The 16,794-nt window shown below is 41.8% G+C and carries 26 protein-coding genes; 11 read left to right on the top strand and 15 right to left on the bottom strand.

Annotated elements, in window-relative coordinates:
- The first annotated feature begins 1 nt into the window (after window position 1).
- From NT073_RS28070 to NT073_RS28040, 7 genes are all read left to right on the top strand, one after another.
- Window positions 2-292, top strand: coding sequence for a hypothetical protein (locus NT073_RS28070; RefSeq protein ID WP_297380569.1), 291 nt, complete (start codon window positions 2-4; stop codon window positions 290-292).
- 62 nt (window positions 293-354) lie between these two features.
- Window positions 355-1,089, top strand: a complete 735-nt coding sequence (locus NT073_RS28065; protein WP_297380567.1) for a hypothetical protein — start codon at window positions 355-357, stop codon at window positions 1,087-1,089.
- A gap of 15 nt (window positions 1,090-1,104) precedes the next feature.
- Complete coding sequence (locus NT073_RS28060; RefSeq protein WP_297380564.1) at window positions 1,105-1,473, top strand: hypothetical protein; 369 nt, start codon at window positions 1,105-1,107, stop codon at window positions 1,471-1,473.
- 4 nt (window positions 1,474-1,477) lie between these two features.
- Window positions 1,478-2,110, top strand: a complete 633-nt coding sequence (locus tag NT073_RS28055) for a hypothetical protein (RefSeq protein ID WP_297380561.1) — start codon at window positions 1,478-1,480, stop codon at window positions 2,108-2,110.
- Between the two features lie 27 nt (window positions 2,111-2,137).
- The gene (locus NT073_RS28050; RefSeq protein WP_297380558.1) at window positions 2,138-2,503 is read left to right on the top strand and encodes a hypothetical protein; all 366 of its coding nucleotides are present in this window, start codon (window positions 2,138-2,140) and stop codon (window positions 2,501-2,503) included.
- A 28-nt stretch (window positions 2,504-2,531) separates the two neighbouring features.
- Window positions 2,532-3,020 (top strand): D-Ala-D-Ala carboxypeptidase family metallohydrolase, encoded by a 489-nt coding sequence (locus NT073_RS28045; RefSeq protein ID WP_297380555.1) that lies wholly within the window; start codon window positions 2,532-2,534, stop codon window positions 3,018-3,020.
- Window positions 3,021-3,126: 106 nt separating this feature from the next.
- Complete coding sequence (locus NT073_RS28040) at window positions 3,127-3,570, top strand: GIY-YIG nuclease family protein (protein WP_297380551.1); 444 nt, start codon at window positions 3,127-3,129, stop codon at window positions 3,568-3,570.
- 181 nt (window positions 3,571-3,751) lie between these two features.
- Here the strand turns inward: NT073_RS28040 and NT073_RS28035 are convergent, their stop codons facing one another.
- The 12 genes from NT073_RS28035 to NT073_RS27980 form a co-directional block, all read right to left on the bottom strand.
- The gene (locus NT073_RS28035) at window positions 3,752-3,934 is read right to left on the bottom strand and encodes a hypothetical protein (protein WP_297380547.1); all 183 of its coding nucleotides are present in this window, start codon (window positions 3,932-3,934) and stop codon (window positions 3,752-3,754) included.
- A 20-nt stretch (window positions 3,935-3,954) separates the two neighbouring features.
- Entirely contained in the window at window positions 3,955-4,257 is a 303-nt protein-coding gene (locus tag NT073_RS28030; protein WP_297380544.1) for a hypothetical protein, read from the bottom strand.
- Window positions 4,258-4,278: 21 nt separating this feature from the next.
- Window positions 4,279-4,443, bottom strand: coding sequence for a hypothetical protein (locus NT073_RS28025; protein ID WP_297380541.1), 165 nt, complete (start codon window positions 4,441-4,443; stop codon window positions 4,279-4,281).
- Between the two features lie 116 nt (window positions 4,444-4,559).
- Window positions 4,560-4,769, bottom strand: a complete 210-nt coding sequence (locus NT073_RS28020; RefSeq protein ID WP_297380538.1) for a hypothetical protein — start codon at window positions 4,767-4,769, stop codon at window positions 4,560-4,562.
- A 5-nt stretch (window positions 4,770-4,774) separates the two neighbouring features.
- Entirely contained in the window at window positions 4,775-5,533 is a 759-nt protein-coding gene (locus tag NT073_RS28015; protein ID WP_297380535.1) for a DUF4494 family protein, read from the bottom strand.
- A 39-nt stretch (window positions 5,534-5,572) separates the two neighbouring features.
- Window positions 5,573-6,082, bottom strand: coding sequence for a hypothetical protein (locus NT073_RS28010; protein ID WP_297380533.1), 510 nt, complete (start codon window positions 6,080-6,082; stop codon window positions 5,573-5,575).
- Entirely contained in the window at window positions 6,037-6,978 is a 942-nt protein-coding gene (locus NT073_RS28005; RefSeq protein WP_297380531.1) for a hypothetical protein, read from the bottom strand. Before NT073_RS28005 ends, NT073_RS28010 begins: the two co-directional genes overlap by 46 nt.
- On the bottom strand, window positions 6,968-8,032 hold the full coding sequence (locus NT073_RS28000) for a hypothetical protein (RefSeq protein WP_297380528.1): 1,065 nt from the start codon (window positions 8,030-8,032) through the stop codon (window positions 6,968-6,970). Before NT073_RS28000 ends, NT073_RS28005 begins: the two co-directional genes overlap by 11 nt.
- Before the next feature lie 134 nt (window positions 8,033-8,166).
- Entirely contained in the window at window positions 8,167-8,445 is a 279-nt protein-coding gene (locus NT073_RS27995) for a hypothetical protein (RefSeq protein ID WP_297380526.1), read from the bottom strand.
- Window positions 8,442-8,672 carry a hypothetical protein gene (locus tag NT073_RS27990; protein ID WP_297380524.1) on the bottom strand — a complete coding sequence of 77 codons (231 nt, stop codon included), beginning with the start codon at window positions 8,670-8,672 and terminating at the stop codon, window positions 8,442-8,444. The genes NT073_RS27995 and NT073_RS27990 overlap by 4 nt, the downstream gene beginning before the upstream one ends.
- 48 nt (window positions 8,673-8,720) lie before the next feature.
- Complete coding sequence (locus tag NT073_RS27985; protein ID WP_297380522.1) at window positions 8,721-9,041, bottom strand: hypothetical protein; 321 nt, start codon at window positions 9,039-9,041, stop codon at window positions 8,721-8,723.
- A gap of 171 nt (window positions 9,042-9,212) precedes the next feature.
- On the bottom strand, window positions 9,213-9,512 hold the full coding sequence (locus NT073_RS27980) for a hypothetical protein (protein ID WP_297380519.1): 300 nt from the start codon (window positions 9,510-9,512) through the stop codon (window positions 9,213-9,215).
- A gap of 113 nt (window positions 9,513-9,625) precedes the next feature.
- Here NT073_RS27980 and NT073_RS27975 point away from each other — a divergent pair, with 113 nt between their 5' ends.
- The 4 genes from NT073_RS27975 (at window position 9,626) to NT073_RS27960 (ending at window position 13,961) form a co-directional block, all read left to right on the top strand.
- Window positions 9,626-10,207 carry a hypothetical protein gene (locus NT073_RS27975; RefSeq protein WP_297380516.1) on the top strand — a complete coding sequence of 194 codons (582 nt, stop codon included), beginning with the start codon at window positions 9,626-9,628 and terminating at the stop codon, window positions 10,205-10,207.
- 410 nt (window positions 10,208-10,617) lie between these two features.
- Complete coding sequence (locus tag NT073_RS27970; protein WP_297380513.1) at window positions 10,618-11,670, top strand: ABC-three component system protein; 1,053 nt, start codon at window positions 10,618-10,620, stop codon at window positions 11,668-11,670.
- On the top strand, window positions 11,660-12,139 hold the full coding sequence (locus NT073_RS27965) for an ABC-three component system middle component 2 (RefSeq protein ID WP_297380512.1): 480 nt from the start codon (window positions 11,660-11,662) through the stop codon (window positions 12,137-12,139). The genes NT073_RS27970 and NT073_RS27965 overlap by 11 nt, the downstream gene beginning before the upstream one ends.
- Window positions 12,140-12,143: 4 nt before the next feature.
- Window positions 12,144-13,961: a hypothetical protein gene (locus tag NT073_RS27960; RefSeq protein ID WP_297380510.1), complete on the top strand. Its 1,818-nt coding sequence runs from the start codon at window positions 12,144-12,146 to the stop codon at window positions 13,959-13,961.
- A gap of 76 nt (window positions 13,962-14,037) precedes the next feature.
- Here NT073_RS27960 and NT073_RS27955 read toward each other — a convergent pair whose 3' ends face one another.
- The 3 genes from NT073_RS27955 to NT073_RS27945 all read right to left on the bottom strand — a co-directional run bounded on the left by NT073_RS27955 (window position 14,038) and on the right by NT073_RS27945 (window position 16,732).
- A complete protein-coding gene (locus NT073_RS27955) occupies window positions 14,038-14,289 on the bottom strand; it encodes a hypothetical protein (protein ID WP_297380507.1) in 252 nt (83 codons plus the stop codon).
- Between the two features lie 138 nt (window positions 14,290-14,427).
- Window positions 14,428-15,303 carry a toprim domain-containing protein gene (locus NT073_RS27950; RefSeq protein ID WP_297380504.1) on the bottom strand — a complete coding sequence of 292 codons (876 nt, stop codon included), beginning with the start codon at window positions 15,301-15,303 and terminating at the stop codon, window positions 14,428-14,430.
- A gap of 235 nt (window positions 15,304-15,538) precedes the next feature.
- The gene (locus NT073_RS27945; RefSeq protein ID WP_297380502.1) at window positions 15,539-16,732 is read right to left on the bottom strand and encodes a VapE domain-containing protein; all 1,194 of its coding nucleotides are present in this window, start codon (window positions 16,730-16,732) and stop codon (window positions 15,539-15,541) included.
- Window positions 16,733-16,794 lie beyond the last annotated feature (62 nt).

The following is a 16,794-nucleotide window of genomic DNA, read 5'->3' as shown; positions in this document are numbered from 1 at the left end:
TATGGAAAAGTTACAGACACAGCTTACCTTTTTCCTTTGGAACCGCAACGTAGTTGGTTGGATTTGGGTAGTCAAACGGATGATGATCGCTCTGACAATCGATCAGCTATTTCAAGGATCCGAACGAGGAGCGCTTTTTTTCATCGCTCTGAGAGAAGGACTTTCGGCCATTACAGACTACGCACAGGCAAAGAATCCGGTCATCTCAACAAATCAGAGTTCGCCGCCAAATTCGACCGAGCAGGGTGTTCAAACCTTAACGCCAACAAATGAAAAAGGACCAGATATTTAAACTAATTGTTCTTTTATCTTTGATAAAATACTTGACTTTTAAATGGTATAAACCCAAGTAATATGGTCGACAAATTAGGGCGTTACTTCATCGTTCTGGTGATTGGGGCAGTTGCCTTTTCTGTCCTGTATAATCTCTATTGGGATGCACCCGAGAAGTGGAATCCAACCGCTAAAGCATATTTGGTCCATGTTGTCAGCTTAAAGTCCGATTCAACGCGATCGGGCTTTAAGCTCGACAGTTTGGGCAACGTTGTTAAGCAAAAGGATGTGCTCATTGATAAGCTGACCGGCGAGGCAAAAAAAGCACTTGATTACGGCAATGAGTGGAAAGGCAAATTCAACCTGGCAGTTGCCGAATCGGATGCCAACAGCGATGCCCTGACCGAACGTGAAAAGGAAGTGGCCTATTACAAAGCCCTGCTCAAAAATGGAACTCTATCCGCTGATCAGGTAGGCGAGATCCAAAAGTTGACTCCCCAAAACCCACTTGTTGTTTCGGCCGGATTGAAAACCGCCGCCCGCGAATCGGTAGCGGCGGCCACAGTTGCCAATCTGGGGCAGACCGTCGGCTACTTACAGGCAGCTAATGAGCGATTAGGCAAAGGACTTTCTACGGCCTCAGTTGGCCTATCGCAACTGAGTGAACAGGCCAAAGCCAATCAGAAAGGAGGTATACCCATACTGCGAAGAAAACGGGTCAGGCAGGCTAAAGCTATGCAGCACAAAGCCGACAGTCTGAAAAGCGTCATCGATGAGGTAAGTGACATCGAAAAAGAACTCAATAAAAAGCTATGAGAAACATTGACGGAAATGAACAAAGACGAATGGGACCTTTTTTGGCAGGCTATGCCCTCCGCCATGAAATTGTTTTTAGGCACTTTCTTGGGAGCGACCTGCGTGTTTTTGCGAAACAAAGGGGTACCCATTCGGGAAGGACTCAGCAGTGCCGTGATTGCCATCATTGCGGGCTATCTGCTTACGCTGGCACTCTGCAAAGCGAAGGGGCTGGATATGGGCGAATGGTGGTTTTTGGGCGCGGGATTGGCCTTCATTGCCAACTTCGTTTTGGGTGGAGCGGAAACGATAGGCAAGCAATTCCAGCAAACGCCTATCAAGGTTTTTATCGAATGGATTATGGACACCTACGACGTGATCAAAGCACGTCTTAAACCAAAATGAACGAATGGTACAAGAAGAGATATTTCTACGACTGCTTCAGGCAGGCACCGCCCTGTCGACAGTGACACTATTGATTACCTGCATGAGCATGCACAACGTCAAATGGTGGCTACCCATCCCGATTTACTTTTTGATGTTTTCCTGCCTGGTGACGTTTCTAACAACATTTTTCATGAGGATCTACGTCTTTGAAGCGACCGTAGTGACCATCTTTTTACTCGGCGTTTCTGGCTCAGCTACGGCCTTACACGCGTTTTTACAACCCGTTCCACCGAATCGAAAAGAGGCCACGAATCGACGTGTCCTGTACTTCGCCCTACCATTAATGGGCTTTCTATTTACCGTTTGGTGCATTGGTGCCACCTATGAGGGTGGCATCGGCTTTCTCCAGCGGTTTGATAAGAAGCTCAACAATGCAATTGACAACCAGGAAGAGTTGATGACCGGCATTGAATCAACGAAAGAGGATATCAAGGATCTAAACGGAAAATTCAACCAAAAGGACGCCAAAGATTCTGCCTATAGAGCAGGCCTTGACAAAAGAATGGAGGAACTCAACAGCCGCCTAACGGATCAAAGCCTACGCATGCATCGCCTGACACTCGATCAGCAAAAAGCTAATCAGCGAAAACAGTAATCGTTTCACGTTAACCCCTAATGCATCATGAATAAAAATGAGCAGTTGTTTGCCGATCTGAAAGCCTTGCTGGCTGAATACCCAAAAATGAAGTATGACGACGGCACCTCGGATTCGTCCGGGGAGAAAATTGAAGCCGTCCGCCTGCCCTGGTACCGTACCCTCAACTGGAAAGGCGAGAAGGACGGAAAGGCGGAGGAACGTCTATGGTCCTTTATCCAGAATAACGGATTGGCTGATGGACCGGTCAAACTTCAGTCCCTGCTGATGCGCTACCCCTACCGGGTGAGCTTCGTACGCAACACGAACAAGGATGTGAAAGCGGATCTGTACATACTAATACCCTTCGGATGGTGGAACGTGGGCATTAAAACCACCCTCATTCATACCTAGATCGTATGCAATTATAGATTTATAGACGATGAGCCAAGTTATAACATTTCCGGACTTTGGACCTTTACTGACATTCAAGGAGTCCATCAAGTCTGATACAGCGATAAGAAAGGGTATTGTCAACGTACCTAACTCAAAGCAATACGCCAATATGATTGCCATTTATCGGGATTTCTACGCCCCGGTTTGCCTTCATTTTGGCCGCAAATTACCTGTTAGTAGTTTCTTCCGATCGGCCGAGCTGAACAAGGCCATCGGCGGTGCCACCACCTCCGCCCATTTGGCCGGTTGCGCCATTGATATCGATTGTGACGGAATTGGAAAACCATCCAATATAGACGTGTTCAATTATATCCGGGCTAATCTGAAGTTCGACCAGCTCATATTAGAAGCGCCAGATGAAAATAATAACCCTAGTTGGATTCATGTTGCTCACAATAGGAATGGCCTTCCAGATCGGAATCAAGTGATGGTTATGAAGCGAGTAAAGGGCAAAACTATCTATCAGTCCATTTAGGATAAATCACTGATTATTAGTAGATTTAACTGTAAAAATAATCAGCCTGAACTCGTGTTTGCACCATGAGTTCAGGCCTAGCCAAACCAATAAAAGGTCTATTGAAATGGATAATTTAAAGGTAAGAAAAACTACATTTATTTATGCTCTGTCCTGCCCTACAAGTGGAGATATTCGCTATATAGGTAAAGCAGATTGCCTTTTTTTGCGATTAAAGTCTCATCTAAATGAGGCCAACAAAAGGGGTAATTACCGAAGACATTGGATTAAGTCTTTAGTTGATGATGGACTAATTCCTGAAATAGAAATTATTGACGAGTGCCCTATTGAAGAATGGGGATTCTGGGAGCAACATTACATTGATCTCTTTAGATCGTGGGGCTTAAATTTGGTCAATACGGCGGCTGGCGGTAAAGGAGGCAGGGTTTCTTTTGAGGCTAACGAGAAAAGAAAGGCATCATTGAGGGGACAACGTTTTACTGAAGAGAGAAAAGACAAAATCAGACAAAAGGCACCTGGGCGTAAAGCCTCCCATTCCTCTTTATGGTAGATGGGTCTAGACCAGCCACAACTATCGTCACGACCTCCGCCCTGCTTCTCCGTGCCATCCTTGAATTTAAAATTCTCCGGATCAACGTGCCAGACAGTTATGAGGGCGGGTCGATAGCCGCCCTTCTTCACCCAGATGAAGGGGTTCTTTATTTCGAATGCTACTGTTTTGGGATCGTGCATTACTTTTTCACACTCTTACGAGCGGGTTTAGTGGTTTTCTTAGCGGTCGCAGGTTTGGCCGCGGCGGGTGTTTTCAACTCCTTTTCTAAGTCGTTGATTTGCTTATTGATTACCTCCAGCTTACCGGTAAGCACACGCCGTTCGGCTTTCTTTTCGGCAAGGAGGGTGTTTATAATTCCCATCGTATTTGTTGAGGTTGCTATTATTCTAATTCCGGATTAAAATCTAACAAAGGGGTATCGGGGTACACATCGGCGCAATCCGGATTGTCCTGCTCAAAGCACAAGGCAATTGACCCGATTTGAACTTTGAGGTTATCCAAATCACGTTGCAGTTCTTCCGCATCAATCAGGACATAACCTTTTATATTCATATCCTGACCATGCATACTTCCGTTGGGCCGTGCCCACTGATCATCTGTCAATAGAGCCGCGTTTAATTTGCCGACCAACGCATCATAAGACAGACAGGCTTGTCGGCGGAGGTTGTTAAAATCTACTTTCATTTAGGTATCTGTTTAAAGAGTTTACGACTGTTTAGGCAGTAAGCACATGGGCGTTCCACCATTCACTAAGTACACTTTACAGATACGACACCGAACGGTAAAGGCGGCACCATTGGTACTTATGATCTGCCAGCTGGCACGGCAGGGCGTGGCGATTGACATTTGTTCAGGAGTCGGCTGTTTCATGGTGAATTGTATAAAAAGTAAGCCAGCATTGATTCCCATTTTTGAGACGCCTGAAATCTCGTCAATGCTGGCAGGCTTGGCGCTGGAGGACCGCGCAGCTGAATAGGGTTATCCATTTAAAAAATCGACTGTTGTTGACCAGCTTGCCGGGCATCAAGTTCCTCGAGTACTTTAATCGTTGCCTCAATGCAGGCAATTCGATGTTTGGCCACATCTGGTTTCAACTTTGGCGCTGGACCACTGCTCCAGCTGGGATAGACGCGTTTACGGGTTTCTAATTCGCGTTTTTGCTCCGCTATTTGCTGTTTTATCGTGATTTCTGCCATGGTGGTTAGTTATTGGTGGGGTCGCCCTGCTCATCCAGAAAGGTGATTTTCTTTTTGCTTTGGGAGCTTTTTTGTTTGACCGGTTTAGAAACCCCTTTACCCTCCTGATCGGCGTCATTCTCTCCTACTTTCGCAGGGCCAAAGGCATTCTCCAGCGTCTTTACAGGATCCTCATCCGCTTCCTTTTTGGCGTCATCATGCTCCTTTAGGAGTTGATCAGCTTCATCCCCGAATGCAACCTTTTTGGCCGTACCGTCCGCATTAAACAGGGTGGTGGGCGCGGGCTCCGGAGACTCGTGACCCGCTTCAGCCAGGGCAATCATGCGTTCAGTGAAATCGTCTTTCCATTGCTGATTGTGTGGGTGCCATACCCCAAGGATTTTGGTCTTATCGGCACCGATGATCTTGGTATCAGTTACCCAATTCTTCATGTACTCTTTGGCCCGTCGTTCGGCATCGGGTACATCCAACGCAATAACCAGATGAGATTTGACGGTAATTTTCTCAACGCCCGCCTTAGTAGTGGTTTTTTCCTCATACTGCACTTTATAAAAAGCCCCCTTTACGTGAGGTTCATAAACCGAATAATACCGGACCTTTGATATATCGTGTTCGTAGTCCTTCACGCGATCTTTTAGGAATTCCGTCAATTGCGCTTCAACGTCACCATAGGAAATGGCATCATGTAGAAATTGCTCTGAAATGGCTTTCCATTTGCCTAATGAATCCTGAATGCCATACTTAATTTTTGAAAGGAACCACATAATGAAAACTGGTTTATAGATGAAAGAAATTTGATTGCATTAGATCCGCTGCCAGCAGAGGCGGGCAGCATCCCGACTATCGGGGTTTGTTCGTTTGCTCCAGCCGGTTAGCTGTTTGAGCTTTGTGGCATCCCACTTTTCATTCACAGGCCGTACCAGTCGCACGTTATTTTCACCGTGTACGTCGATCAAGTAAGCGACAATGAACTTTCCGACGCCGAAGTTTTCGCCCACGTTGATGCCTCGTTTGACCAGGTAAGCGTATTGCGCGTTAACATGCCAGGTGTCAAATTCAGGTGGAAAATTGGCGTAGTGGAAGTAGCCACCGTTGAGCCATCCCGCATCGACGAAAAACAAGGCCTCCCCAGGCTTGATCAGGTTGAGCAGTTGGATCAATTCGAAGGCACCAACCGAATCAATGTAGTTGTGCTGTTTCTTCGTTCTTGACCAGACGGCAAGACCTGACTTGTGCAGATCCGGATCAATGCCAATTGCATACTTGATCATTTTTTCTTTTTGGCTGGTTTGGCCGCTTGTCGGGCGTTCCATTCGGCGGTGGCGAGTTCGTACACGTCCAGGATGTTCCGTCGACGGGAGTATCGTTGCAATTCAGATACAGCCTCATCCCCCATCGTCGGCAATTGCTCTGTCAGCGATTTGATATAATCGTTGTGAGAGAATGGCTTTTGCGCATCCGATTCAGGTGGTTTAAGCGAGGGTGTTGTTGGCAGATTGGAAACCAACTCAGCCGTTACACCCGTCTTGCGCTTCAGCCAATTGGTCAGACAGATCCGGAAAGCCTCCTGACGAACGCGCAGTTTATAATCCCCCTCCTCATTCATCACCGTACCCAGCCGTTTGCCGATGACAGCACGAAGCGATTCAAAACCGGCCAGCTTGGCGGCCGTTTCTTTTTGAATAGCCAGGCTTCCACGAACCCGCGCTTTCGCCAGTATTATGGCCTCCTCCCATTCGTCATTGGTTGGACGTATCCGGCCTTTCTTGTAGAGCCAGGCATACAGCCCATTCCCCAAATCAAAGTAGTTCACACCGGCTTTTACCAGATTAATGGCATCTTTCAGATTTTTTTCCATCTGAGCGTCAATCTCAGACTCAGTTAGCGCAGCTGGAGCAGGTAGGTATAAATGTTGGGACATTACCCGATTTATCTCCGTATCGTTATCGACCTGACGACGATAGGCGGCAATGACCTCCCCAATGTGTTTAGGATCCAGACACCGATAAGCCTCAATCAATCGACCGTCCGGTTTGGTGAGTTCTTCTTTAACCAGCGCATTGTAAGCCAGTGTCAGTTCTTCACAGGTAAGGGTTTTATATTCCCGCTTAACCCATTCATTCAATACCGGCAGATCCGCATCAAATTGCTCCTCTTCGCTTTCGTCTTTGAACTGAATTTTCAGGAGTGAAATAATTTCAGTCCACATCAATTCTAATTGTTGTTCGTCCGCTTTCGTCACTGGTGTCCCGGCGACTCTGGCCAAGACTACCGAACATACCGGGCTTGATAGTTGCAGTTCGTTTAGCCGGTTTGCCACCGCCAGTTTTCGTTCCGCTAGTTCGGTTGCCAGCGCCAGCGCCGTTGACTGATCGATTATTGCTACTTGATTCATTGCGTTGCTGATTTTGCTTGTCACGTTGATAGCCGGGATACCAGTTTTCTAACTTTTTGGCAAGGGTAAAGACGGTTTTCGTTCGCCATAGCTCCTTTCCGATATCGGCAGGCTTTTCGCTGTTTTGGACAGGTGTTGTCCAATGTGAAAGGAATTCTGTGTACATATCCACAGGATATTGATTCAGATTCGAGCGGGCATAATCCCGGACCTGTTGTTGCAGCACTCCATCACCATAGATTTTTTTGGAGGAAAGGGGGGCGGACGGAACAGGGGGGTTAGGAGGCGTTCCGGTAGCGTCTAGGTTTTCAGAAAGATTGTCAACTGCTTCGCCCGCGTTTTCGGCGGAGGTGGTGTTATAAATCTTATTATCAAGAGTCTTATTATCACTCTTATTATATGTGTCAAGATTCTTTACACCCTCCTGTAAACTTTCTTTACACCCCTCCTGTAAACTTTCTTTACAGCCACTGTCAAGATTATTTACATCCTGTAAACTTTCTTTACACCCGTTGTCAGGTGTCAACTTTCTTGACAGGGTGTCAAGTTTCTTTACACCCTCTTTTACCCCATCTTCTAAGGCTTTATGCGCGTCAGCCAATGCCTCTTTCCAAACAGGTGTGGTCTGGAGGTAATGCCATTCATTCTCCAGAACCACCCCTTTGACCACTAATTTTTGAACAATCGTAATAATGGATTGCCGTGACAGATCCATTTCATCCGCCATCCAACCGCGTGACGCATGGCACCAACCCGGTATGGGTGACGTGGGCGTTGCCAGTAGGTCAATCATATCCGCAACACAATACTCGTTGCAGGATAGACCGAGCTTCTTTCTCGCCAGGTGCATAATCGTCGTGTATTGCATATTAGTACGGTAAATGCCCGTAAACCTGTTGGTAGTGTGACAGGTGATAACCGACAGCGTAAAGGATAAGTAAGATGAATGATGCCGCTATCGTCAAATCAATCGCATCATAAACAGGACCATCATTGGGCTTTTTAGCTTGCATGTTGCGGATCCCGTTTTTTAGCTGCTTTTGCCAACGCATTGACAAAGGCAAGTTGACCCTCCAAGCTGATTTCATTAATGGAGCAGATCAACCGCCCCTTCTCGATCCCGTAAATGGTCACGTTGACGCCGTGGGGGAAGTCCTGAACGGCATCAACCGGCAAGCTAAACTGTATGTCCGCTTCAGTATATACGACGTCCGAAACGACCGCATTTTTACCGAACAGGCGCATGAGGTGAATTGCAAAAACCTGTTGATTAAGGCTCATCGGCTTACATGATTTAAGCCGGATGCATCCAGAAACCACAACAACTGGATTAGAGCAATCAGGCCGATGATAAGAATGAGTACAGACAGTACGTCTTTTTTGCCGCCACGACGCCACCAGGCCGCTAGCAACGTCCACGGACGTGGTAAACGCCGGGTTGCATTAGCGAAAAGAAGAAAGTAGAGGAAAACCACCACCACTAGAAAGGCATTGCCAATAATATGCATAGTCGTAAAGAGTAAGTGGCCCGGTGGTAAGCCGGGCCAGGTTAAAATTTAAGATTCGATTAAGGCGTTTATTTCTCCGACCAATTCATGGACGATTGTGTGCAGGGGCATCGTTGGTGTTATACGAATCGAAACCAGGTACTTTTCGTATTTTGAGGCCCATCCCTCCTCATCGTATTCGATTCCGGCAACAACCTCAACTTTGTATTCCAGTGCCCGGTAGCCACGTTTGTGATTGTCGTCAATGAACTCAACTGTTCTGCACTTATTGGGGCGGGCTTCCTCAATTGCTTCATCAAGTGGGCTGAAATCCCATTCGTTGTCTAAATCAGCGATCGTCAGGGTTTGGGGAGCTGTGAGAGTTTGCATAATTTTGCGTCGTTAGTTTTTTTCAGAGTGGCCCGGTCTGTTGGTAGCAGCCGGGTTTCTTTTTGATTTATCAAATGTAATCAAATGATTTCAAATGGAAAAACCTTTTGCAATCATTTGATTAAAAAAAGTCAAAATTTTTTTTCAACTTTTTGCAATCAAAAGAAGCCACTACGCAACGCTTTCCACTAAACTGCCCTCACCTTGTTGTATTTCATCGAATAAACCGGGCCGCTCTTTCTCGACTAGTTCATAGACAGCATTCCAAACATCCTGGTTGTTAGCCTTCCAAAAGATGGCCTGATTGATTGACTCCTTTGTCATTTCAACCTTGTTTGTAGCCAAAATAGCCTGCACTTTGCGCATCCAACAGCTTACCTTTACACCCTTCGTTTTTTCCGCTGTTCCTTTTAAAATGCCGTGCAACAAAACCCGATCGGCATTTGTGAATATTTTCCTTGTATCGCTCATCGGTTTGATTACATTTGTAACGGTTTGATTTCATTATGATTCCGATAGGAATAAGCAAATGTAATCAAATGATTTAAAATGGCAATCAATTGATCAATCAATTCTTATACAAAATGGAGGAAAAATCAAAAGGTGATCCATACACCATGGATTTCATCAGCCGGAAAGGAGGGCCGGAAACGGTAGCTAAACGAACAGGCATGAACCGGCAGACTGTTCGCCAGGTGGCATCGGGGAGAAATGCCCCCGGTTTCGACTTCATTAAAAAGATGGTTGCCGTTTATGCCGATTACGATTTACGGGTTGGCGTCACGCAAGGCAAAGCGATGGCGACCGCTGGAGAAGCGGAGGAGGCTTTTAATGACTATACTGATGTTGGCGAGGAAAAGGAAAGCCTACAGCCTTCGATATCGAATCAAGTCCTAGCCGCCGAGAATGCCGGATTAAGGAAAGAAATTGCCCGCTTAGAAGAAACCGTATCAATCCTGCGTACGGTTGTCAGCAGCCAGTTAGGGAAAGATATAGAGTCGGTAAAAACTGAGTCTATTAGCGATACCACCCAGGGATGGCAGTTACCCCTTGTGTTTGATTGTGTACCAGCAGAGAAACGTTCAATGATTAAATTACCAATGGACGACCTTCGGCCGCTTACTCGTACATGGCCAAACCCAATGCGTCACAGCCCTAAGCGCTAATAGGCAGATGCGGTCATGAGCCGCGTCCGTGGTAGTAAAAACCGGGATTTTGCGTAGTTTCGCTACAGATTTCCGCTACATGGAAATAAATGACTGTAACAAGGCTTGATTATCAATTCGATACGCAAAATCAGGCTCCCCAGCTTCGGGAGCAAAAAGCCTCAAATCTTACGATTTGGGGCTTTTTTGTACATTTTTGTATTTGTTTTTGTAGTAACTTTTCTAGTGACTAATAATAAATCTACTCTATACACAATTATGATAATCATAAATTATATTTTAAACACTTAAAGAAGCGCAGTATGTTAATTAAAGAAGTTAATACATTTGTATTGCACTCAATAGCAAAAGCTAAAATCATAACTTATAACTAAAATTTTAAATTAGTCTACACATTCATAAATTTATCGATGGAAAAATATATATCATCAAGCCAAGTAAATTATGGGAAAAGAATACCTCCTGTGAAAGCAATTGAAATTTTTTCGGCAGAAGATTGGGAAACATTTATAGAGGAATGGCTTGATACAAAAACTGAATATACTGAAACGGAGAGATTAGCTGGAGCAGGTGACAAGGGTAGAGATGTTGTAGCTTACGTTGGAAAAAAAGGAGATGTAAACTGCCTTTGGGACTGCTATCAATGTAAGCATTATGACTCAGTGTTAATGCCATCTAAAGTTTGGCAGGAATTCGGAAAAATTCTATACTATACACATCGGGGAGATTATACGGCACCAAGAAAATATTACTTTATAGCGCCAAGAGGATGCGGCACTACCTTGTCCTCGTTACTATCTAATTCAAAGCTTTTAAAAGAAGAACTAATAGCGAACTGGGACAAAAATTGCAAAAACAACATAACAGATAAAGAAGAAGTGAAACTTGAAGGAGACTTTCTAAAGTATGTTAATGATTTCAACTTTAAAATATTTGATAAAATCCCTACTAAATTAATTATTGAAGAGCATAAACGTCACAGCAATCATTTAGTAAGATTCGGCGGTGGTTTACCTGAGAGAGAGAAATTAATTTCAATTCCAACAGGTGTACAAGACTATGAAAACAGGTATGTTGACGAGCTATTATTAGCATACAGTACAAGTTCTCCAACAGTATTTAGTCATATTGAAGACTTAAAACATAGTAACGTTCATAGAAAACATTTTGAAAGAGCTAGAATTAACTTTCATCATGCAGAACAACTAAGAAATTTTTACAGAGATAGCCTGCCGATAGGAACATTTGAAGACTTTCAAAATGAAATTTTTGATGGAATAATAAATACGGTTGAAGAAGAATATGAAAACGCTTTTAAAAAAGTAAAAGAAGTTGAAAATAAAGCAGTATCTTTAGTTATAAGTTCTAATCCTCTAAGTGATGTTAGTGTCGTTAAAGATAGGGGTGGAATTTGTCATCAATTAGTCAATGAAGGTAGGTTAAGCTGGACAAATGATGAATAAAAATACATCACCATTTAATAATAGCATTGAGACGGGATTAAGACTTCTATGTCTGTTAAATTCATCGTTTCCTCAATCACACGATGTTCAAACTTTAATTTATCTTGATTATTTGACTGTACATTCGGGAGATGTAAAAAATGGAATAAAAAGCTTACATCCCCCGACTCCAAATCGCACAGGAGAAATATTAATAAGAAGGGCTATTATTGAAGATGGATTAAATTTTTTTATACAAAAAGGACTGATAAATATAGTTTATTCTACAAATGGAATTGAATACAAGGCAAGTGAAGAGGCAACTCCCTTTCTAGAATCTATGACTTCGACCTATTTTGAAGCTTTAAGTGAAAGGTCTCAGTGGGTAATAAACCATTTCTCGGAAATGACTCCTGAGCTGTTGAAGAATTACATTCGTGAGAACATATCTCCTTTTGGAGATGACATAAACTTTAAGGCAGTAAACTAAGACAATGGCTTATATCATTACTTTATTGCACCTATCGGGAGATAAACTTCCCCCTGCTGAAATACGCTTTAAAGAAGGGCTTAACGTAATAACTGGGCCTTCTGACACTGGGAAAACATATATTTATGAATGTATAAATTATATGTTAGGCTCAAGTGCCATACCTAAAGAAATTAAAGAGGTTAAGGGTTACACTAAGATTTTTCTTGAACTACTTGTAGATAACTCTAAACTTTATACTCTTCAAAGTGACCTTAAAGGTGGTAACTTTAAGGTTTATGATTCTTCATTCAAGGAAATTACTAATAATAGTAAGTTCGAGACATTAAAAAGGAAACATAATACAAGAAAAGATGATAATATCTCTACCTTTTTACTTGGAATAAACAATTTAAACAACAAATACGTAAGGACGAAAAAAACTGGCGAAGTTAGAGGTTTATCTTACCGAGATGTAGTGAAATATATATTGGTAGATGAGACAAGAATTTTAAGTGATAAATCTGTTATCAGAGGTAATCAAGTAATTAGCCATACATCGGATGATAGCACATTTAAACTATTATTAACTGGATATGATGATAGTGATTTGGTAGCGTACGAAAATAAAAATGATATAAATTATAGTAAGGGAAGAGCTGAATTACTAGATGAATTAATTAAACAAACTCAACTTGAACTGCAAGAAAGTGTTCATGTAGATGATAATTTGTTAGACACTCTAGAAGTACGATTAATTAATGAAAGGAAAAAATACAGTGATCTTCTGAGTTTGTTTAGAACAAATGACAATAGAAGAAAAGAAACTAACGATAGGTTGGAATTATTTCAAAAAGAAAAATCTGAATTAAAGGAGATCTTATATCGTTCTTCGGTTCTTAATGAGCATTATAGGAGTGACATTAGTCGGCTAGAGGCGACAATTGAAGCGAGTATATTATTAAAAGGTAGCCACACTTTAGATGCATATTGCTCCTTGTGCAAAAATCCTTTGAATAGTATTTGCCAAGAAGATGATATTATTTCTATTATTGATTCTTGTACAAAAGAAATTGATAAAATACAACTACTCTTAGCTGAATCGATTAAATCTCGCAATTTAATTGATGAAAAGTTAAACAGATACTCCATTGTAATTTCAAAATTGGAAGAGTCATTAAAGGAACTAAATGATACTATAGAAAATGACATTAGTATAAGATTATCTGACATTTTAAGAAATATTGATATTATTAACAACGAAAAAAACGATATGATTATAGCTTTGACTCAAAGCAAAAGATTATCCTATTTATTTAAGCTAAAAGACGAATTGTCCTTTAAAGAACAAATCAACAAGGTAGGCAGTAAGGATATTACTATCACAACCGCTTTACTTACAACGTTATGTGAAAAAATGAGAGATATACTTTTAGAATGTAAATACCCTAAAGGCACGTCTGTTGGCTTTAGTGAATCCAAACTGGATTTTGTTATATCTGGCCAAGATAGAAGACTTTCAGGAAAAGGTTCACGAGCAATAATTTATTCAATTTTCATTTATGCTTTTAATGAAATGTTGACAACGAAAAACTACTCAATAGGCGTTCCTATCCTTGATTCTCCTTTACTCACTTATAAAGAAACTAAAGCAAATGAGGAAGTAATATCCTTTGATTTAGCTATGGATTTCTATAGATATGCCGCATCTATATCTCCTCTGAAACAATCAATAATAATTGAAAATGAGGAGCCCCCTTCTGATGTTGAATCAGTAATTAATCATATAAAGTTTAGCAAGCTAAGAAATCAAGGCCGTTATGGATTTATACCAATACTTTGACATTAAGTAAGTCTTATATTAAGAAAGTTACTATAAAGGGAGGGGCAGAAATCAAGTTTGATTTCTGCCCCTCCCTTTATAGTAACTTTCTTAATCTTATGTGCGCTTTTTGACAGTTTTGACTACAAAAGGTACAATCTACTCTTTTAGCCTCAAACTCCTTACTACAGTATAAGCATTTCTTAATGTAGAAGAAGTTAGTCCACTCTTCAGTGAAGTGACCAAAGTCAGGATCATAACGGTTGATAACTTTACCTTTCATTACTTCTTCAAAGCTGTAGTTTCGAAGCCCATTTTTCCCATGTTTTAATTTATTGTCTGTTTTCATTTGGATGTACGTGTTAAATCTGCTTTAAATCTTTGTTAGCCGTGCATTAGCTACCCTTTAGCACTCTGTTAAATGGCAAAAAGCACCCGGCAAGCACCCGGCAAGCACCCGGCAAGCATAAATAGCTATAGTCGCAAGCTAGAGCATACTATTACTGACTAAGTATTCATTAAAATCTTTGTATTCCAAATAGTAGCTCGAACAGTCACGAACCGTTAGCCCTATACCAGTTAAATACTCTAAAGCTCGCTTTCCTGCACTATCGTTATCTAAGAAAGCATTAATTGTTAAACAGCCAGACAACACTGGTAACGCTTCTTTAATAAAGGTGAGTGAGTTTAAAACAAGGTTGGAGTTTTTTAGCCTTACCGTTTTAAAAAACTGGCAACAGGATAAAAAATCAAAAACTCCTTCAAAGAGGTTTATTTCAGTTGAATTTTGAACAGGCAAATAAGTGAACCACTTTGGAGAAGTACCACCTTTAAAATATTGGCTCCTTAATTCATAACCGCCTTTATCATTCTGGAATCCAGCCGCGTAATACTGCTTCTGATTAATATGGTAGTAGACCTCCTGCAAATAGGTCGATGCAATAGACTGAGCGATTTTACGACTAGCCACATAATCCAGCAAAGCCCGGTTCCGTAGGGGTTGAACGTTTACAATCTCCATAGATGATGATTTCTTAGCCTGTGAGCGATTATCGCCGCTAAAAGAAAAGGATTGTACCTTCGCCGGTTTGATCACTTCTAATGCATCTAAAGCTTGCATAAAGCTACAGCCATTTAGATATTGAATGAGTCGAATTATGTCCCCTTGCTCTCCTACTCCGCTATAATCATGAAATACGTTCTTTTGTGGATTGACAAAGAATGAAGGGGTATGCTCTTCATTTTTGGGAGAGTAGTATACTAACTCAGCCCCATTTGCTTTTACAGGTTGTAAGCCTTGCTCACTTAAATAATGTGTTATCGGTATGGCTTTTAATTGCTTAATATGTTCTTTAGTTTTCATGCCTTTTTCTTTAGCGGTGAAAAATCTATTACTCGCTTACTCTTCAACTTACCTTTCTACTAATCAACACCTTAAAGCTTTTTTTTCGAGTACCTTTGTTTTACTATCTACTCGTATTTTGTCTTTATTTCGAGAATCAAGACAAATCGAGTACTTTATTATCTACTCTATTTATTACTAATAAGTAGTTGATTTACAGATAGTATTAGTGATTCGAGTAAGCGAGTAGGCAGGTTTACTTCATTTTCAAAAAATATCCCTTCTCTGAGTATCCCTTCTTCGGGTTGTAATTGGTCTCCTGCGCAAAACCCATTACTTGCATAGCCTTGCCTATTTGCGTTCGGTGAAGACGCAAGGAAACCTTACCCCGTAGATATTCTTCAATGTCTGAAGCTGTATTAAAAGTAGATTCAGTATCCCCCTTCTCTCCTGATAGGTAGTATTTACCAATTACTTCCATTTCAGTCGTTGTACGCAGGAAACGACGGTTTAGAAGTTCTTGCTGGCTAATTTCATCGGGAGTCATGTTACAGTTAAATCTAGGGTCATACAGTAACGCTTGTGCCTGCGCCCAAACCCGATCAATATCAATTACTGCCGCGTACCCCTTAGGCCCTCCGGCATCATGGTTTATATTTTTAACCACGAATGGAAGCCAACGAACGTTCCCGGTTTCGTCGGTCAAAAATTCAAACTGGTTAGTACTAGCTACAAAACTTGCCCGACGAGCAAAAGGAGTTTCGATATTTTGAAACAGAAGCCTGAACTTGACCGTACTTTCAGATAGTACGGTTTTAAATTCGTTATTTAGTTCTTTTTTCTCAAAAGAAGCCAATTCATCCAAATTGATAATAAAGTTCTGTATGAGAGAAAACTTGCCATCTTTGTGCCCAAAGTCAAAACCCTTTTTGGCGTAGTTTTTTAAGCCTTTAGGAATGAGAAAATCTAGGAATGTAGTCTTACCATCATTCTGCTTACCAACTAAGGTTAGACACTGCTTATTAAATTTAATCTCTCCGATTGCTTGGCCAACTGCTCGAACAATCCATTTTTTAAACATTAGTTTCCACCATAGACCGTCATCTGTTTGAACAAAGTCAGCCAGCTGGTCAATGTAATTGGGCTGTGATTCATCCCACTTGGGCAAACCTTCAAAATAGGTAATAAACGGGTCATATTTTGGAAGGATTCTCGAACCGAATAGTGCTTTTAATGGGTCTTTAAAGTTTTTGAAATTGGCATTGAATAGCTCAAATTCAATATCGGCCATATTAACCAACTCCCATTCAGAAGTGGGTTCCCCTTTCCGTTCTAGTTGGTTCGATACAATGTTAACGCGGTATTCATGTTTGTCAAACAAAAACTTCTGAATACGCTGGATAATAGGTTGCCCCTCAGTGTTTTCCTCACTGTTTGAGTTAGTTTTCATATATTTGCTTTTGCTTTAAAAAATTGAATAGGAAACCACGTTCTGGCAGGAGCGTGGTTTTT

This window comes from Spirosoma sp. (genome assembly GCF_026391055.1).
Taxonomy (GTDB): Bacteria; Bacteroidota; Bacteroidia; order Cytophagales; family Spirosomataceae; genus Spirosoma.
The sequence above is the reverse complement of the archived record's forward strand: the minus strand, read 5'-3'. Positions and strand labels throughout refer to the sequence as shown.

Coding starts and splice junctions, on each gene's coding strand:
- NT073_RS28035 (WP_297380547.1), bottom strand. CDS start 3,934: ATGGGAATTATAAACACCCTCCTTGCCGAAAAGAAAGCCGAACGGCGT.
- NT073_RS28015 (WP_297380535.1), bottom strand. CDS start 5,533: ATGTGGTTCCTTTCAAAAATTAAGTATGGCATTCAGGATTCATTAGGC.
- NT073_RS28010 (WP_297380533.1), bottom strand. CDS start 6,082: ATGGAACGCCCGACAAGCGGCCAAACCAGCCAAAAAGAAAAAATGATC.
- NT073_RS28020 (WP_297380538.1), bottom strand. CDS start 4,769: ATGGCAGAAATCACGATAAAACAGCAAATAGCGGAGCAAAAACGCGAA.
- NT073_RS27945 (WP_297380502.1), bottom strand. CDS start 16,732: ATGAAAACTAACTCAAACAGTGAGGAAAACACTGAGGGGCAACCTATT.
- NT073_RS28045 (WP_297380555.1), top strand. CDS start 2,532: ATGAGCCAAGTTATAACATTTCCGGACTTTGGACCTTTACTGACATTC.
- NT073_RS27970 (WP_297380513.1), top strand. CDS start 10,618: ATGGAAAAATATATATCATCAAGCCAAGTAAATTATGGGAAAAGAATA.
- NT073_RS28030 (WP_297380544.1), bottom strand. CDS start 4,257: ATGAAAGTAGATTTTAACAACCTCCGCCGACAAGCCTGTCTGTCTTAT.
- NT073_RS27965 (WP_297380512.1), top strand. CDS start 11,660: ATGATGAATAAAAATACATCACCATTTAATAATAGCATTGAGACGGGA.
- NT073_RS28040 (WP_297380551.1), top strand. CDS start 3,127: ATGGATAATTTAAAGGTAAGAAAAACTACATTTATTTATGCTCTGTCC.
- NT073_RS28005 (WP_297380531.1), bottom strand. CDS start 6,978: ATGTGGACTGAAATTATTTCACTCCTGAAAATTCAGTTCAAAGACGAA.
- NT073_RS27980 (WP_297380519.1), bottom strand. CDS start 9,512: ATGAGCGATACAAGGAAAATATTCACAAATGCCGATCGGGTTTTGTTG.
- NT073_RS28000 (WP_297380528.1), bottom strand. CDS start 8,032: ATGCAATACACGACGATTATGCACCTGGCGAGAAAGAAGCTCGGTCTA.
- NT073_RS27975 (WP_297380516.1), top strand. CDS start 9,626: ATGGAGGAAAAATCAAAAGGTGATCCATACACCATGGATTTCATCAGC.
- NT073_RS27985 (WP_297380522.1), bottom strand. CDS start 9,041: ATGCAAACTCTCACAGCTCCCCAAACCCTGACGATCGCTGATTTAGAC.
- NT073_RS27950 (WP_297380504.1), bottom strand. CDS start 15,303: ATGAAAACTAAAGAACATATTAAGCAATTAAAAGCCATACCGATAACA.
- NT073_RS28050 (WP_297380558.1), top strand. CDS start 2,138: ATGAATAAAAATGAGCAGTTGTTTGCCGATCTGAAAGCCTTGCTGGCT.
- NT073_RS27960 (WP_297380510.1), top strand. CDS start 12,144: ATGGCTTATATCATTACTTTATTGCACCTATCGGGAGATAAACTTCCC.
- NT073_RS28025 (WP_297380541.1), bottom strand. CDS start 4,443: ATGAAACAGCCGACTCCTGAACAAATGTCAATCGCCACGCCCTGCCGT.
- NT073_RS28055 (WP_297380561.1), top strand. CDS start 1,478: ATGGTACAAGAAGAGATATTTCTACGACTGCTTCAGGCAGGCACCGCC.
- NT073_RS28065 (WP_297380567.1), top strand. CDS start 355: ATGGTCGACAAATTAGGGCGTTACTTCATCGTTCTGGTGATTGGGGCA.
- NT073_RS27955 (WP_297380507.1), bottom strand. CDS start 14,289: ATGAAAACAGACAATAAATTAAAACATGGGAAAAATGGGCTTCGAAAC.
- NT073_RS28060 (WP_297380564.1), top strand. CDS start 1,105: ATGAACAAAGACGAATGGGACCTTTTTTGGCAGGCTATGCCCTCCGCC.
- NT073_RS28070 (WP_297380569.1), top strand. CDS start 2: ATGGAAAAGTTACAGACACAGCTTACCTTTTTCCTTTGGAACCGCAAC.
- NT073_RS27995 (WP_297380526.1), bottom strand. CDS start 8,445: ATGAGCCTTAATCAACAGGTTTTTGCAATTCACCTCATGCGCCTGTTC.
- NT073_RS27990 (WP_297380524.1), bottom strand. CDS start 8,672: ATGCATATTATTGGCAATGCCTTTCTAGTGGTGGTGGTTTTCCTCTAC.